Raw genomic sequence first — 14181 nt, forward strand, 5'->3', positions numbered from 1 at the left:
CTGCGTTTCGCTTTCCTGCATCCAAGCAGTCTAAATCGCTGTGCCTCATATCGTGGGAAGAGGGCAAAGTGCGCATCGCGGCCTAACATAACCGCGTGTCCGAAAAACCGGCAGCAGGCCATTCACCCGGAAAACGGCGCTGGGTCGCCTACGACCCCCCTAACTTCCTCAACAAAGCACTCGTTGAATCGCTTCTGTAGGTCGATGTTCTCGTTTGCGAGAGACAGGTCGCCTTGAAAATCAGCAGACACTGTGGGTATGAGATGGCTAAGCCTATCCTTAAGCTGATTATAACTAAATGTCGGTTTGTCCTCAGATTCATCGCGCCACTCGATAATGTCGTTCTTTGCCCATCCGTCTGAATTACTTCCATAGTGACGCAATAGGTCTTCACAATCGGAAATTATACGTGTGACAGCCCCATCAGTTAAAGTGACAAATTGGTGGGTAGTCTGGGCCACCGCAGCGTCGTACCGTGCTTTGGTCTGCAGGCGTCGCCCTTCTTCCTCGGCGGCTGCCTTCGCGCGATCTGGCGCCCCTGCGAGGTAAGATGCAAAAATTAATACAAATATTGATACAAATATAAGGAGAAGTAGGTGTGTTGTACTAATTCTGTTTGTGGATTTACCGATTAGCCACGCAAGCATTCCTATTGCAGAGATGCCAAACGTCAACGCAATGATCGTCAAAATTACTGAGAAGGATTGGTCAGAAGTTAGGCTAGAAAAAAGGCTTCGCTGTAATACCTCTTTAAATATCAGGAGGAATACACCAAGTGCTAAGCCCGCCAGACCCGCAACACGTCCGACCGATGCAAGAAGTCGTGCTTCCATGGTGTAGCCTTCCGTAACGCCGATCGAGGCGGAACACCCGATATTAGCAAATCCGCTAGTTGTATTAAAGATCCCTAATGGGCAAGCTTTGCAGAGCCTTAAACATAAACCAGCGTTATGTTCTAAGGGTCCTTCTCTGAACGCCGGTTTAGATAGCCGCGCCAACGCCTTGAGGAGAAGCACCCGACTGGTCCGAGCCCAATTTATCGCGGGAGCGGCTCGCGTTTCCGGCAGCTAGTTGGCTCGCGTCTGCACCATTTTTAACGGTCCACGACCCGAGTGGGGCTACTGGCGAAGGTTGCCATGCCCCGACATCCTGGCGCGGTTAACGTTCTCGCGACTCGAAACGGATCGCCGTTTGGTTCAAAGGCTCCCGATCGCCGGACGAAGCCAAGTTGCCTCCTCCATTGCGCAGCACAGAAGGCTCTGCGTCCAGTTAACACTTCAGTTACCGTGCTAATTTCTTCCTCTATCTCCATACCCCATGTCAACGACGTCGACGGCGCGCTGTGGTGAATCCGCGCGGTCCGTTTGGGCAGGGTTAAGGAAAGGTTGACGAGTGCCGGCTACCCGGCCCCAGGGCACGTCGATCAGTGGTCGCCGTCGACGACCGGAGATGGCGCGAGGACCGGCGGACCATTGCATGTTCTGGCCCGCTGCTCATCGTTCCAGATATATTTCCCCGATGTTGGATCGTCGCAAAGATCGACCTGATTGTTCACGACATCACATTGCCAAAGCACTACCGCGAAGAGCGGTAGCAGCAGAAGCAAGCCCCAACTGACAATATGTCCGGCCTTGCTCACCAACCCATCCTTTTCAGTTGGCAGACCGATTGGTTTTGCCGCTACAGCGGCACCACCTTGCCCTCGGCCAGCGTCACCCGCCGGTCCATGCGCGAGGCCAGCTCGTGGTTGTGGGTGGCGATCAGCGCGGCGAGGCCCGACTGCCTGACCAGCGCCTCCAGCGCGTCGAACACGTAGGAGGCGGTGACCGGATCGAGATTGCCGGTCGGCTCGTCGGCCAGCAGCACCAGCGGCGCATTGGCGACCGCGCGGGCAATGGCGACACGTTGCTGCTCGCCGCCGGAAAGCTCGGCCGGCCGGTGCTGCGCGCGCTTGCCGATCTGCATGTAGTCGAGAAGCTGCGCTGCCCGTTCCGAAGCGTCCTTGGCGGGAAGCCCCTTGATCAGCTGCGGCATCATGATGTTCTCGAGCGCCGAGAACTCCGGCAACAAATGATGGAACTGATAGACGAAGCCGACATCGTTGCGGCGGATCGCGGTGCGCTCCTCGTCCGACAGCCGGCCACAGGCACGGCCGGAGAGGATCACGTCGCCCGCATCGGGCCGCTCCAGCAGACCGGCAGTGTGCAGCAGAGTGGACTTGCCGGTACCGGACGGCGCCACCAGCGCCACCATCTCGCCGCGCCGGAGCGAAAAGTCGGCGCCGTTCAAAATGGTGAGCTTACGCGGCCCCTGGACATAGTGCCGCTCGACGCCCTTCAATTCGATAATGGCCTCGGCCATCATTCGTACCTCAAGGCTTCGACGGGATCGAGCCGGGCGGCGCGCCAGGCCGGGAACACCGTCGCCAGGAACGACAGGCCGAGCGCCATGATGACGACATAAGTCGTCTCGCGCGGATCCATCTTGGCCGGCAACTGGCTGAGGAAATAGAGCTCCGGATTGAATAGTATCTTGCCTGTCATCCACGAGAAGAACTGGCGGATCGATTCGATGTTGAGGCAGATGACGACGCCGAGCAGGACGCCGGCGATCGTGCCGGTGACGCCGATCGCCGCCCCGGTCATCAGGAAGATGCGCAGGATCGCGCCACGCGAGGCGCCCATGGTGCGCAGGATGGCGATGTCGTGGCCCTTGTCCTTCACCAGCATGATGAGGCCGGAAATGATGTTGAGCGCCGCCACCAGCACGATCAGCGTCAGAATCATGAACATGACGTTGCGCTCGACCTGCAGCGCCGAAAAGAAGGTCTCGTTGCGCTGGCGCCAGTCGACGAGGTCGACCGGCCGCTGCGCCGCCTGCTCGACCAGCGGCTTCAGCGCGTCGACATTGTCGGGGTTGTCGACATAGATCTCGATGGTCTGCGCCCGCCCGTCCATGTTGAAATAGAGCTGCGCTTCCGAGAACGGCATGTAGACGATCGAGCTGTCATATTCCGACATGCCGACCTCGAAGATCGCCGCCACCTTGTAGCCCTTCATGCGCGGCGTGGTGCCGAGCGGCGTCACGTCGCCGTCGGGCGAGATCAGCGTGATGGTGTCGCCGAGCACAAGCCCGAGGCTTTCGGCCATCCGCTTGCCGATCGCCACGCCATCGCCGGCGTCGAAGCCGTCGAGCGTGCCCTGCTTGATGTTGCTGGCGACGATCGAAATCTTGCCGAGGTCCTCGCCACGGATACCGCGCACCAGGGCGCCCGTGCCGCCGCCGACATTGCCTTGCGCCAGCACCTGGCCGTCGATCAGCGGGATGGCGTATTTGACGCCGGGGACGCCGTTGATACGGCTCGCCACCTGGGCGTAATCCTCCAGCGGCGAATCGAGTGGCTGCACGATGAGATGGCCATTGACGCCGAGGATGCGGGTGAGCAGTTCGGCGCGAAAACCATTCATCACGGCCATGACGACGATCAGCGTCGCGACGCCGAGCATGATGCCGAGGAAGGAAATCGAGGCGATGACCGAGATCACCGTTTCCTTGCGGCGCGACCGCAGATAGCGCCACGCCACCATGCGCTCGAAGCCGGAGAAAGCGCCCGCCGCTGATCTGGCCGCTGTCGCCGCCTCGCTCATGCGGCGACACCCAGGCGCTTCTTGGCCTCGGCGATCGGCAGCGTCTCGCGCTCACCCGACTTGCGGTCCTTGATCTCGACCTCGCCGGCGGCCACGCCACGCGGTCCGACGATCACCTGCCACGGCAGGCCAATCAGGTCCGCGGTGGCGAACTTGCCACCCGGACGCTGGTCGGTGTCGTCATAGAGCACGTCGTTGCCGGCGACGTTAAGCGCGGCATACAGCTCGTCGCAGACGCGGTCGCATTCGCCGTCGCCGACCTTCATGTTGATCAGGCCGATGTCGAAGGGCGCCACCGCATCCGGCCAGATGATGCCGTTCTCGTCATGGCTCGCCTCGATGATCGCCGCGACCAGACGCGACGGGCCGATGCCGTAGGAGCCGCCCGAGGCGTAATGGTCCTTGCCGTCGGGGCCGGTCACCTTGGCGTTCATCGGCTTCGAGTATTTCTCGCCAAAATGGAAGATGTGGCCGACCTCGATGCCGCGCGCCGAGAGCCGGTCGCCTTCGGAGACCTTCTCCCAGGCTGCTTCGTCATGCATTTCGTCCGTCGCCGCGTAAGGCGTCGTCCATTTCTTCACGATGTCGCCGATCTCGGCGTCGTTGGAGAAATCCGTGCCGGCGCCCGGCACGTCGAGCGCGAGATAAGCGCGGTCGCAGAACACCTGGCTCTCGCCGGTATCGGCCAGGATGATGAACTCATGGCTGAGGTCGCCGCCGATCGGACCCGTGTCGGCGCGCATCGGAATGGCCTGCAGTCCCATGCGCGTGAACGTCCTGAGATAGGAGACGAACATGCGGTTGTAGGCGGCCCTGGCGCCCTCGAAATCGAGGTCGAAGGAGTAGGCGTCCTTCATCAGGAACTCGCGCGAACGCATGACGCCGAAGCGCGGGCGCACCTCGTCGCGGAACTTCCACTGAATGTGGTAGAGATTGAGCGGCAGGTCCTTGTAGGACTTGACGTAGGCGCGGAAAATCTCGGTGACCATCTCTTCGTTGGTCGGGCCGTAGAGCATGTCGCGATCCTGGCGGTCCTTGATGCGCAGCATCTCCTTGCCGTAATCGTTGTAACGGCCGCTTTCGCGCCACAGATCCGCCGACTGGATGGTCGGCATCAGGATTTCCAGCGCGCCGGCGCGGTCCTGCTCCTCGCGGATGATCCGGCAGACCTTGTCCAGCACGCGCTTGCCCAATGGCAGCCACGAAAAGCTGCCCTGCCCCTGCTGGCGGATCATGCCGGCGCGCAGCATCAACCGGTGCGAGACGATCTCGGCTTCGCGGGGATTTTCTTTGAGAATGGGCAGGAAGTAGCGCGACAAACGCATGGACTGGTCCGTGAATGAAAAATGACGCGCGGGAATCGGCGCGAAAGGGCTGCTTGCCCGGGCTTCATAGCCATTTCATGGCAGAATGGGAACCCGAGTGCCCCAAAGTATCGGGGCCTTCTGCACCTTACCAAAAAGGCAATTTTGGCTGCAAAGTGCCGCAAATGGCTTTTTGATCGATTCACAAGCAAGCCCTGCCGCACTATTGTGCAGTGCAGCACGATATTGCCTGTTTCGAGGCAAAATTCTTCGTGACATTTTCACCTGCCTTGGTCTAGTGTGCCCCGATAACCGAGAGGGCGGAAAAAAATCTGCTCTCCTACGCGGTCAAAGTCTTGGGAGGATGCGATCTAGGCGCGGTAACTCGCTGCCGCCGGACACCGGAAACGGATCGGACGCGTTTAAATTGCAAGGCCTCGTGCCTTGCATTTTTTTTGTGCAATCATCTGCTTAGCACAACCATCTGCCACACAGCATAAGGCGTGATCAGCCGTTGAAATCGAAAGCCGGCTTCCGATTTCAACCTTTGCGGGCGTATGCTTCCCAATACTTGCGGAAACTGTATCTTCAGCCTCAATGACTGACGTCCGGACTAAAGTCCGGCATGATCCGCATGATGTCGTCGAAGCTGAATCCCAGGCCAATCGTCAGGCCGTAAAGAATGCCCATCACGATCACCGTCACGATCGTCGCGCGGATGAAGGCGCGCAGCATATGCGGTCCGCGCGGCGCGCTGGAAACGGTGCCAAGCGTGACATCCTGATCGTCGTCCTGCGTGCGCAGGCTGAACGGAAGGACGACGAACAGCACCACCCACCAGGTGACGAAGAACAGCGCGGCAAACAGGATCCAGTTCATACCTGCTCCAGTTCGACCAGTGTGCCGAAGAAATCCTTGGGGTGCAGGAACAGCACCGGCTTGCCATGCGCGCCGATCTTCGGGTTGCCGTCGCCCAGCACGCGGGCGCCGCTTTGCTTCAAATGATCGCGGGCAGCCAGGATATCGTCGACCTCGTAGCAGACATGATGCATGCCGCCCGAAGGGTTCTTCTCAAGGAAAGCCGTGATGGGCGAGGCGTCGCCCAGCGGCTCCAGCAGCTCGATCTTGGTGTTGCCGACATCGACGAACGCCACGGTCACGCCATGCTCAGGCAGCGCCTGCGGCTCGCTCAATCGCGCGCCCAGCGTATCGCGATAGGCAGCCATCGCCGCGGTAAGGTCCGGCACGGCAAGCGCGACATGGTTCAGGCGTCCAAGCATAAAGCGCTCCGCTTTTAGGGGAGTAAGGGAGTAGGGGAAAAACAAGAAAACAAGCAACTGCTCGCTTTCCCTACTGCCCTACTGTCTTACTCCCCTATTCCCTTATTCGTCACCGCGTGACGAACACCGTCACCAGCGGCTTCTTGCCCCAGGCTTCGTTGGCGGCGCTGCGCACGGCACGGCGCACCGCTTCCTGCACCAGGTCGAGGTCTTTTCGGCGCTGGCGCGGGATCGAGTCCACGGCGCCGATTGCCGCATCGAGCATCAGGTCTTCCAGCGTCTCGCCCCTGGCATCGGCCTCGGCGACGCCGATCGCCACCAGGTCGGGATCACCGGCAAGCTCATATTTGTCATCGAGCACGACATTGACCGCGACATGGCCGGCGAAGGAGAGCTTGCGGCGGTCGCGTATGCCCATTGCCTGGTCGGTGCCGATGAGATTGCCATCCTTGTAAAGCCGGCCGAACGGCACCTGGTCGATGATCGTCGCCGGGCCTGGCCAGAGCCTGAGCATGTCGCCGTCGCGCACCTGCGCCACCTGGCCGATGCCCGACATCGACATCAGCGAGCCCTGCGCCACCAGATGCGCCGCCTCGCCATGCACGGGAACGCCGATCTGCGGCCGCACCCATTCATACATCTTGCGCAATTCGCTGCGGCGCGGATGGCCGGAGACATGCACCAGCGCGTCGCCGTCCTCGATGATCTTCATGCCGAGGTCGATCAGCCGGTTCTTGATCTCGAGGATTGCCTTTTCGTTGCCGGGAATGGTGCGCGAGGAAAACACCACCGTATCGCCTGCCGTCAGCGCCACCGACTTCATCTCGTCGCGCGAAAGCTTTGCCAGCGCCGCCAGCGGTTCGCCTTGGCTGCCGGTGCAGATGATCACCAGGTTCTCGCGCGGGATATAGCCGTAGTCTTCCTCGGCGATGAACTCCGGCAGGCCATCCATGTAGCCGAGCTCACCCGCCACATCGATGACGCGCTTCAGCGAGCGGCCGAGCACCAGGCATTGCCGGCCGGCATCGCGCGCCGCCCTGGCGATCGAAACGATACGCCCGACATTTGAGGAGAAGGTGGTGACGGCGACGCGCCCCTTGGCTTTCTCGATGACGCCCTTGAGGCCTTCGCCGACCGCCACTTCCGAGGGCGACTCCCCTTCCCGCAGCGCGTTGGTGGAATCGCAGATCAGCGCCAGCACGCCCTTGTCGCCATAGGCGCGGAAGCGCGCCTCGTCGGTCTTCGGGCCGATCGTCGGCGCCGGATCGATCTTCCAGTCGCCGGTGTGGATCACCGTGCCGGCGGGCGTGGTGATCGCCAGCGACATCGGCTCGGGGATCGAATGCGCCACCGGGATGGCCTCGATCTCGAAAGGTCCGACGGTGAACTTCTCGCCGGCGCGATAGATCGACGCCGGAATCTTCGGGGCGTTCTGCTCGCCCTGCCGCTTGGCCTCGAGCAGGCCGGCGGTGAACGGCGTCATCCATACAGGCGCCTTCAGCTTCGGCCAGATGTCGAGCAGCGCGCCGTAATGGTCCTCATGCGCATGAGTGATGACGATGCCGCGCAAGCCGTCGAGGTTCTCCTCGATGAAGCGCGTATCGGGCAGGATCAGATCGACGCCGGGATGCGCCGAGTCCGGAAAGGTGACGCCGACATCGACGATGATCCATTCGCGCGCGTCGGCGGGCCCATAGCCGTAAAGGGCGAAGTTCATGCCGATCTCGCCGACGCCGCCCAGCGGCGCGAAGACGAGCTCGGCGTTTTCCTTATTCGCCATGAATTCTTTCCTTCCTGGCCGTCAGGCCAAGCCGTTGGGGCAATTCCGGGAAATACGTGTCACGGTTTCCGTCCGGAATTGCCTAAAACAAAATTATACTCTGGCCGAGGCGACGGCGCCGAAATGCACGTCGCCGGCCGCGATCGTCAAAACCGATCCCTCATCGTCGCGGATCACGAAACGGCAGTCCTCGTCAATGGTCTCGAAGACGCCGCGCACCACATTGCCGTCAATTCTGACAGCAACCTCGCCGCCTAGGCCGGCTGCGCGGGCAAGCCAGCGCTTTCTGATGGCATCGAGCCCGCGTCCGTCGTCCCACATCCTGGCATTCTCGCTCCAGGCATCCGAAAGCGCCAGGAACAGCGTTTCGGCATTGCAGGCGGCGCCCAGCGCCTGCAGCGACGTCGCCGGATAGGGCAAGTCCTCGGGATAGGCCACGACGTTGACGCCGATGCCGATGGCAACCGCGAAACTGCCGCCTTCCAGCATCGTCGATTCCAAAAGGATGCCGGCAAGCTTGGCGCCCGAGGCCAGCACATCGTTCGGCCATTTCAGCTCGAAGCGGTTGCGGCCCTCGCTCGCGCCATCCAAGGCGACGGCGATCCGACCTTTCGGCACGACGGCGTCGAGCGCGTCGGCCAGCGCAAGCCCGGCGACAAAGCCGAGCGTCGCGGCAAGCCGCAGTTCGCCGCCCGGAACCAGAAGCAGCGTCGCCGCAAGATTGCCTTCGGGCGTCGCCCAGACGCGCCCACGCCGGCCGCGGCCGCTTTCCTGCTTCTTCGAAACGACCCAAAGCTTGCCGGGATCGCCGGCGCGCGCATGGTCCAGCGCCAGCGCGTTGGTCGAGCCGACGCTGTCATGCGCTTCGAGCCGGAACCCCTCCGACGCCGCGATTGGAGCCAGCCGAAATGCCATCCCGTCAGAAGAAGGTCTTGGCGGCGGCTTCGGCATAGCTCCCGATCGGCCCGCCGATCAGCACATAGAACAGCACGAAGGCGCCGCTGACGCCGAGCACGAGGCGCAGCTCGCTGGCCATCGGCACAAAGCCGCCGACCGGCTCGTCGAACCACATGATCTTGATGATGCGCAGATAGTAGTAGGCGCCCACCACCGAGGCCAGCACGCCGATGATCGCCAGCGCGTAGAGATGCGCGTTGATGGCGGCGAGGAACACGTACCATTTCCCCCAGAAGCCAGCGAGCGGCGGAATGCCGGCCAGCGAGAACATCAGGATGGTGAGGATGGTGGCCATGATCGGGTTGGTCGAGGACAGCCCGGCGAGATCGCTGATCTGCTCGACATTGCCTTCCTTGCGACGCATGGCGAGGATGAAGGCGAAGGTGCCCAGCGTCATCACCAGATAGATCAGCATGTAGATGGCGACGCCGCGCACGCCGGCCTGGCTGTTGGCGGCAAGGCCGACCAGCGCGTAGCCCATGTGACCGATCGAGGAATACGCCATCAGGCGCTTGATGTTGGTCTGGCCGATGGCCGCGAACGCGCCGAGCGCCATCGAGGCGATCGAGATGAAGACGATGATCTGCTGCCAGTCCGCAGCCACCGGCTTGAAGGCGCCCATGGTGACGCGCACGATCAGCGCCATCGCCGCCATCTTCGGCGCCGCCGCCAGGAAGGCGGTGATCGGCGTCGGCGCGCCCTCATAGACGTCCGGCGTCCACATGTGGAACGGCACGGCCGAGATCTTGAAGGCAAGGCCTGCGAGCACGAACACCAGGCCGAAGACGAGGCCAAGCTGGCGCTCGCCGCTTCCGAGCGCCGTCGCGATTTCCTGGAAACCGGTGTTGCCGGTGTAACCGTAGACGAGGCTGATGCCGTAGAGCAGCATGCCCGACGACAGCGCGCCGAGGACGAAATATTTCAGGCCCGCCTCGGTCGAGCGCAGATTGTCGCGGTTGATCGCCGCCAGCACGTAGATCGCCAGCGACTGCAGCTCGAGGCCGAGATAGAGCCCGATCATGCCGTTGGCCGAGATCATCAGCATCATGCCGAGCGTGCAGAGCAACACCAGAACCGGGAATTCGAACTTGTCGAAATGTTCCTGGCGCGCAAAGCGCATCGACATGACCAGCGTCACCGCTGAGCCGATCAGCGCCAGCATCTTCATGAAGGCGCTGAAGGAATCCTGTACGAAGGCGCCGCCATAGGCAGCGCCCTTCCCGCCTGAGAAGGCAAGCCACAGGCCGGCCACCACCAGCACGAGGACGGCCAATCCGGTCACGGTCATGGTGTTGTTGGAGCGCGAATAGGCTCCGATCATCAGGAGCACCAGCGCGCCGACGGCCAGGATCAGTTCCGGCGTCGAGAGCGAAAGACTGGAGAGAAGGTCCGGCGTCATGGTCTATTCCCCAGTCAGTTCGCCGCCGCGGTCTGCGCGGAATTGATGGATGCGGTGACGTTGGTGACGAGCGTCTTGACCGAAGCGGCCGTCGCGTCGAACACCGGCGCCGGGTAGACGCCAAAGAAGATGACCAGCACCACCAGCGGATAGATGATCGCCTTTTCGCGCGGCGACAGATCGAGCAGGTTCTTAAGGCTGTCCTTGGTCAGCGCGCCGAAGATCACCCGGCGATAGAGCCACAGCGCGTAGGCCGCCGACAGGATGACGCCGGTGGCGGCGAAGAACGCCACCCAGGTGTTGACCTTGAACACGCCGAGCATGGTCAGGAATTCGCCGATGAAGCCGCTGGTGCCGGGAAGGCCGACATTGGCCATGGTGAAGATCAGGAACACGGTGGCGTATTTCGGCATGTTGTTGACCAGGCCGCCATAGGCGTCGATCTCGCGCGTATGCATGCGGTCATAGATGACGCCGACGCACAGGAACAGCGCGCCCGAGACAAGGCCGTGACTGAGCATCTGGAAGATCGCGCCCTGCACGCCTTCCTGGTTCATCGCGAAGATGCCCATGGTGACGAAGCCCATATGCGCGACCGAGGAATAGGCGATCAGCTTCTTCATGTCCTCCTGCATCAGCGCCACCAGCGAGGTGTAGATGATGGCGACGACCGAAAGCGTGAACACCAGCGGCGCGAACATCTCTGACGCCTGCGGGAACATCGGCAGCGAGAAGCGCAGGAAGCCGTATCCGCCCATCTTCAACAGGATAGCGGCCAGGATGACCGAACCAGCCGTCGGCGCCTCGACGTGAGCGTCGGGCAGCCAGGTGTGCACCGGCCACATCGGCATCTTCACCGCGAAGGAGGCGAAGAACGCGAGCCACAGCCAGGTCTGCATGCTGGCCGGGAAGTTATGCGTCAGCAGCGTCGGGATGTCGGTGGTGCCCGACTGGAAGAACATCGCCATGATGGCGAGCAGCATCAGCACCGAGCCGGCGAGCGTATAGAGGAAGAACTTGAACGAGGCATAGACGCGGCGCTTGCCGCCCCAGACGCCGATGATGATGAACATCGGGATCAGGCCTGCCTCGAAGAAGACGTAGAACAGCACGATGTCGAGCGCGCAGAACACGCCGATCATCAGCGTCTCGAGGATCAGGAAGGCGATCATATAGGCCTTGACCCGTTTCTCGATCGCTTCCCAGGAGGCGAGGATGCAGAACGGCATCAGGAAGGTCGTCAGGATGACGAACAGCATCGAGATGCCGTCGACGCCCATATGGTAGGAGATGCCCGAATCCAGCCAGGCGTGCTTTTCGACAAACTGGAAGCCGGCCTGCGAATTGTCGAAACCCGTCCAGATGAACAGCGAGATGACAAAGGTGAACGCCGTCGTGATGAAGGCGATGGCGCGGATGTTGCGGCGTGCGTTTTCGCTGTCGTCGCTGATGAACAGGATGAGCAGAACACCAACCAGCGGCAGGAAGGTGACCAGCGAGAGGATTGGCCAGTCGGTCATCAGAGCATCATCCAGGTGACGAGAGCGGCCACGCCGATCAGCATGGCGAAGGCATAGTGGTAGAGATAGCCGGTCTGCAGCTTGACGACCCGGTTGGTGACGTCGACGACGCGCGCGGAGATGCCGTCGGGGCCGAGGCCGTCGATGATCATGCCGTCACCGGTCTTCCATAGGAACCGGCCGAGGCGCTTGGCCGGTTGCACGAACAGGAAGTCGTAGAGCTCGTCGAAATACCACTTGTTGAGCAGGAAGGCGTAGAGGCCGCGATGCTGCGCCGCCAGTTCCTTCGGCATCTCCGGCTTGCGGATATAGAACTGCCAGGCGACCAGCAAGCCGATCACCATGGCGACGAACGGCGCCAGTTCCACCCAGAGCGGCAGCTCGTGGATCTCGTGCAGGATGTGGTTGTCCGGCAGCGTGAACAGCGACGCCTTCCAGAATTCGGCATAGCCCTCGCCGATGAAGGCGCCGTGGAAGATGACGCCCGCAAACAGCGCGCCTGCCGCCAGCACATAGAGCGGCCCCAGCATCACCGGCGGCGATTCATGGACGTGGTGCATGACTTCGTGGCTGGCGCGCGGCTCGCCGTGGAAGGTCATGAAGATCAGCCGCCAGGAATAGAAGCTGGTGAACCCCGCGGCGACGACGAGAAGCACGAAGGCAAGGCCGGCGACCGCGTTGTGGCTGGCAAACGACGTCGAGATGATGGCGTCCTTGGAGAAGAAGCCGGCGGTGCCGATCACCGTTGCCGGGATGCCCACGCCGGTCAGCGCCAGCGTGCCGACGATCATCATCCAATATGTGGTTGGGATCAGCTTGCGAAGGCCGCCCATCTTGCGCATGTCCTGCTCGTCGGACACGGCATGGATGACCGAGCCCGAGCCCAGGAACAGCAGCGCCTTGAAGAAGGCATGCGTGAAAAGGTGGAAGATCGCCGCGCCATAGGCGCCGACGCCGAGCGCCACGAACATGTAGCCGAGCTGCGAGCAGGTCGAATAGGCGATGACGCGCTTGATGTCGTTCTGGACGAGGCCGACGGTCGCCGCGAAGAAGGCGGTGAAGGCGCCGATGAAGGTGACGACGGTCAGCGCAGAATGCGACAGCTCGAACAGCGGCGACAGCCGCGCCAGCATGAACACGCCGGCGGTCACCATGGTCGCCGCATGGATGAGCGCGGAGACCGGCGTCGGGCCTTCCATGGCGTCCGGCAGCCAGGTGTGCAGCGGCACCTGCGCCGACTTGCCCATGGCGCCCATGAAGAGCAGCAGGCAGACCACCGTCAGCGCCGACTGCTTGTCGAGCGCATGGCCGAGGAAAGTGAGCACGGCGGCACCGGCGGGCGCGCCTTCGGCCGGCAGGAACGATGCGGCATTGGCGAAGATGGTGCTCAGATTGACCGAGCCGAACAGCACGAATACGCCGAAGATGCCGAGCGCGAAGCCGAAGTCGCCGACGCGGTTGACGACGAAAGCCTTGATGGCCGCGGCATTGGCAGACGGCTTCTTGTACCAGAAGCCGATCAAGAGGTAGGAGGCGAGACCGACGCCTTCCCAGCCGAAGAACATCTGGATGAGATTGTCGGCGGTCACCAGCATCAGCATCGCGAAGGTGAACAGCGACAGATAGGCAAAGAAGCGCGGCCGGTTCGGATCGTGGTGCATGTAGCCGATCGAATAGATGTGAACCAGCGCCGACACGGTGTTGACGACGATCAGCATCACCACCGTCAGCGTGTCGATCCTCAGCGCCCAGGAGGCGTCGACGCCGCCTGACTGGATCCAGCGCAGCACCGGCACGGTGAACACTTCGCCATGGCTGAACCCGACGGTGAAGAAGGCGATCCACGACAGCACCGCCGCGATCACCAGGAAGCCGGAGGTGATGTATTCGGAAGCCTTGGCGCCAAGCGAGTTGCCGAACAGGCCGACAATCAGGAAGCCAAGCAGCGGAAGGAAGACGATAGCCTGATACATGGTGGTTCCCGTCAACCCTTCATCGCGCTCACGTCTTCGACCGCGATCGAGCCGCGGTTGCGGAAGAAGACGACAAGAATGGCAAGACCGATCGCGGCCTCGGCGGCTGCGACCGTCAGCACGAACAGGGCGAAGACCTGTCCGACGAGGTCATGCAGCGCCGCCGAGAACGCGACGAAGTTGATGTTGACCGCGAGCAGGATGAGCTCGATCGACATCAGGATGACGATGATGTTGCGGCGGTTCAGGAAGATGCCGAACACGCCGAGCGTGAACAGGATCGCCGATACGGTCAGGTAATGTGCAATGCCGACGACCATC

The 14181-nt window shown here is 62.0% G+C and carries 13 protein-coding genes; all 13 read right to left on the reverse strand.

All coding sequences use genetic code 11. The features are described 5' to 3' along the window. Positions 1-122: 122 nt before the first annotated feature. The 13 genes from LB572_RS02735 to nuoK all read right to left on the reverse strand — a co-directional run bounded on the left by LB572_RS02735 (position 123) and on the right by nuoK (position 14180). Positions 123-833, reverse strand: coding sequence for a hypothetical protein (locus LB572_RS02735; RefSeq protein WP_224666617.1), 711 nt, complete (start codon positions 831-833; stop codon positions 123-125). A 590-nt stretch (positions 834-1423) separates the two neighbouring features. Next, the gene (locus LB572_RS02740) at positions 1424-1639 is read right to left on the reverse strand and encodes a hypothetical protein (protein ID WP_140801709.1); all 216 of its coding nucleotides are present in this window, start codon (positions 1637-1639) and stop codon (positions 1424-1426) included. 41 nt (positions 1640-1680) lie between these two features. Further along, positions 1681-2361: an ABC transporter ATP-binding protein gene (locus tag LB572_RS02745; RefSeq protein WP_140801710.1), complete on the reverse strand. Its 681-nt coding sequence runs from the start codon at positions 2359-2361 to the stop codon at positions 1681-1683. Next, the gene (locus tag LB572_RS02750; RefSeq protein WP_224666618.1) at positions 2361-3647 is read right to left on the reverse strand and encodes a lipoprotein-releasing ABC transporter permease subunit; all 1287 of its coding nucleotides are present in this window, start codon (positions 3645-3647) and stop codon (positions 2361-2363) included. Before LB572_RS02750 ends, LB572_RS02745 begins: the two co-directional genes overlap by 1 nt. Continuing rightward, positions 3644-4972 (reverse strand): proline--tRNA ligase, encoded by a 1329-nt coding sequence (proS, locus tag LB572_RS02755; RefSeq protein WP_224666619.1) that lies wholly within the window; start codon positions 4970-4972, stop codon positions 3644-3646. The genes LB572_RS02750 and proS overlap by 4 nt, the downstream gene beginning before the upstream one ends. A 573-nt stretch (positions 4973-5545) precedes the next feature. Beyond that, on the reverse strand, positions 5546-5830 hold the full coding sequence (locus LB572_RS02760; protein WP_140801713.1) for a DUF1467 family protein: 285 nt from the start codon (positions 5828-5830) through the stop codon (positions 5546-5548). Continuing rightward, complete coding sequence (mce, locus tag LB572_RS02765) at positions 5827-6231, reverse strand: methylmalonyl-CoA epimerase (RefSeq protein ID WP_224666620.1); 405 nt, start codon at positions 6229-6231, stop codon at positions 5827-5829. The genes LB572_RS02760 and mce overlap by 4 nt, the downstream gene beginning before the upstream one ends. Before the next feature lie 109 nt (positions 6232-6340). After that, positions 6341-8011 (reverse strand): ribonuclease J, encoded by a 1671-nt coding sequence (locus LB572_RS02770; RefSeq protein ID WP_224666621.1) that lies wholly within the window; start codon positions 8009-8011, stop codon positions 6341-6343. A 93-nt stretch (positions 8012-8104) separates the two neighbouring features. Then, a complete protein-coding gene (locus tag LB572_RS02775) occupies positions 8105-8926 on the reverse strand; it encodes a biotin--[acetyl-CoA-carboxylase] ligase (RefSeq protein ID WP_140801716.1) in 822 nt (273 codons plus the stop codon). Between the two features lie 4 nt (positions 8927-8930). Beyond that, positions 8931-10367 (reverse strand): NADH-quinone oxidoreductase subunit NuoN, encoded by a 1437-nt coding sequence (gene nuoN, locus LB572_RS02780; protein WP_140801717.1) that lies wholly within the window; start codon positions 10365-10367, stop codon positions 8931-8933. A 14-nt stretch (positions 10368-10381) separates the two neighbouring features. Next, on the reverse strand, positions 10382-11887 hold the full coding sequence (locus LB572_RS02785; protein WP_140801718.1) for an NADH-quinone oxidoreductase subunit M: 1506 nt from the start codon (positions 11885-11887) through the stop codon (positions 10382-10384). Beyond that, a complete protein-coding gene (gene nuoL, locus LB572_RS02790; RefSeq protein ID WP_224666622.1) occupies positions 11887-13860 on the reverse strand; it encodes an NADH-quinone oxidoreductase subunit L in 1974 nt (657 codons plus the stop codon). Before nuoL ends, LB572_RS02785 begins: the two co-directional genes overlap by 1 nt. Before the next feature lie 11 nt (positions 13861-13871). Beyond that, the gene (nuoK, locus tag LB572_RS02795) at positions 13872-14180 is read right to left on the reverse strand and encodes an NADH-quinone oxidoreductase subunit NuoK (protein ID WP_027168992.1); all 309 of its coding nucleotides are present in this window, start codon (positions 14178-14180) and stop codon (positions 13872-13874) included. Position 14181: the final 1 nt, after the last annotated feature.

It is taken from the genome of Mesorhizobium sp. BH1-1-5, from assembly GCF_020165615.1.
GTDB lineage: Bacteria > Pseudomonadota > Alphaproteobacteria > Rhizobiales > Rhizobiaceae > Mesorhizobium.

What these genes read in the sequence shown, in the direction of transcription:
- LB572_RS02735 (WP_224666617.1), bottom strand. Translation starts at nt 833, where the DNA reads ATGGAAGCACGACTTCTTGCATCGGTCGGACGTGTTGCGGGTCTGGCG.
- LB572_RS02745 (WP_140801710.1), bottom strand. Translation starts at nt 2,361, where the DNA reads ATGGCCGAGGCCATTATCGAATTGAAGGGCGTCGAGCGGCACTATGTC.
- LB572_RS02750 (WP_224666618.1), bottom strand. Translation starts at nt 3,647, where the DNA reads ATGAGCGAGGCGGCGACAGCGGCCAGATCAGCGGCGGGCGCTTTCTCC.
- proS (WP_224666619.1), bottom strand. Translation starts at nt 4,972, where the DNA reads ATGCGTTTGTCGCGCTACTTCCTGCCCATTCTCAAAGAAAATCCCCGC.
- LB572_RS02760 (WP_140801713.1), bottom strand. Translation starts at nt 5,830, where the DNA reads ATGAACTGGATCCTGTTTGCCGCGCTGTTCTTCGTCACCTGGTGGGTG.
- mce (WP_224666620.1), bottom strand. Translation starts at nt 6,231, where the DNA reads ATGCTTGGACGCCTGAACCATGTCGCGCTTGCCGTGCCGGACCTTACC.
- LB572_RS02770 (WP_224666621.1), bottom strand. Translation starts at nt 8,011, where the DNA reads ATGGCGAATAAGGAAAACGCCGAGCTCGTCTTCGCGCCGCTGGGCGGC.
- LB572_RS02775 (WP_140801716.1), bottom strand. Translation starts at nt 8,926, where the DNA reads ATGGCATTTCGGCTGGCTCCAATCGCGGCGTCGGAGGGGTTCCGGCTC.
- nuoN (WP_140801717.1), bottom strand. Translation starts at nt 10,367, where the DNA reads ATGACGCCGGACCTTCTCTCCAGTCTTTCGCTCTCGACGCCGGAACTG.
- LB572_RS02785 (WP_140801718.1), bottom strand. Translation starts at nt 11,887, where the DNA reads ATGACCGACTGGCCAATCCTCTCGCTGGTCACCTTCCTGCCGCTGGTT.
- nuoL (WP_224666622.1), bottom strand. Translation starts at nt 13,860, where the DNA reads ATGTATCAGGCTATCGTCTTCCTTCCGCTGCTTGGCTTCCTGATTGTC.
- nuoK (WP_027168992.1), bottom strand. Translation starts at nt 14,180, where the DNA reads ATGGTCGTCGGCATTGCACATTACCTGACCGTATCGGCGATCCTGTTC.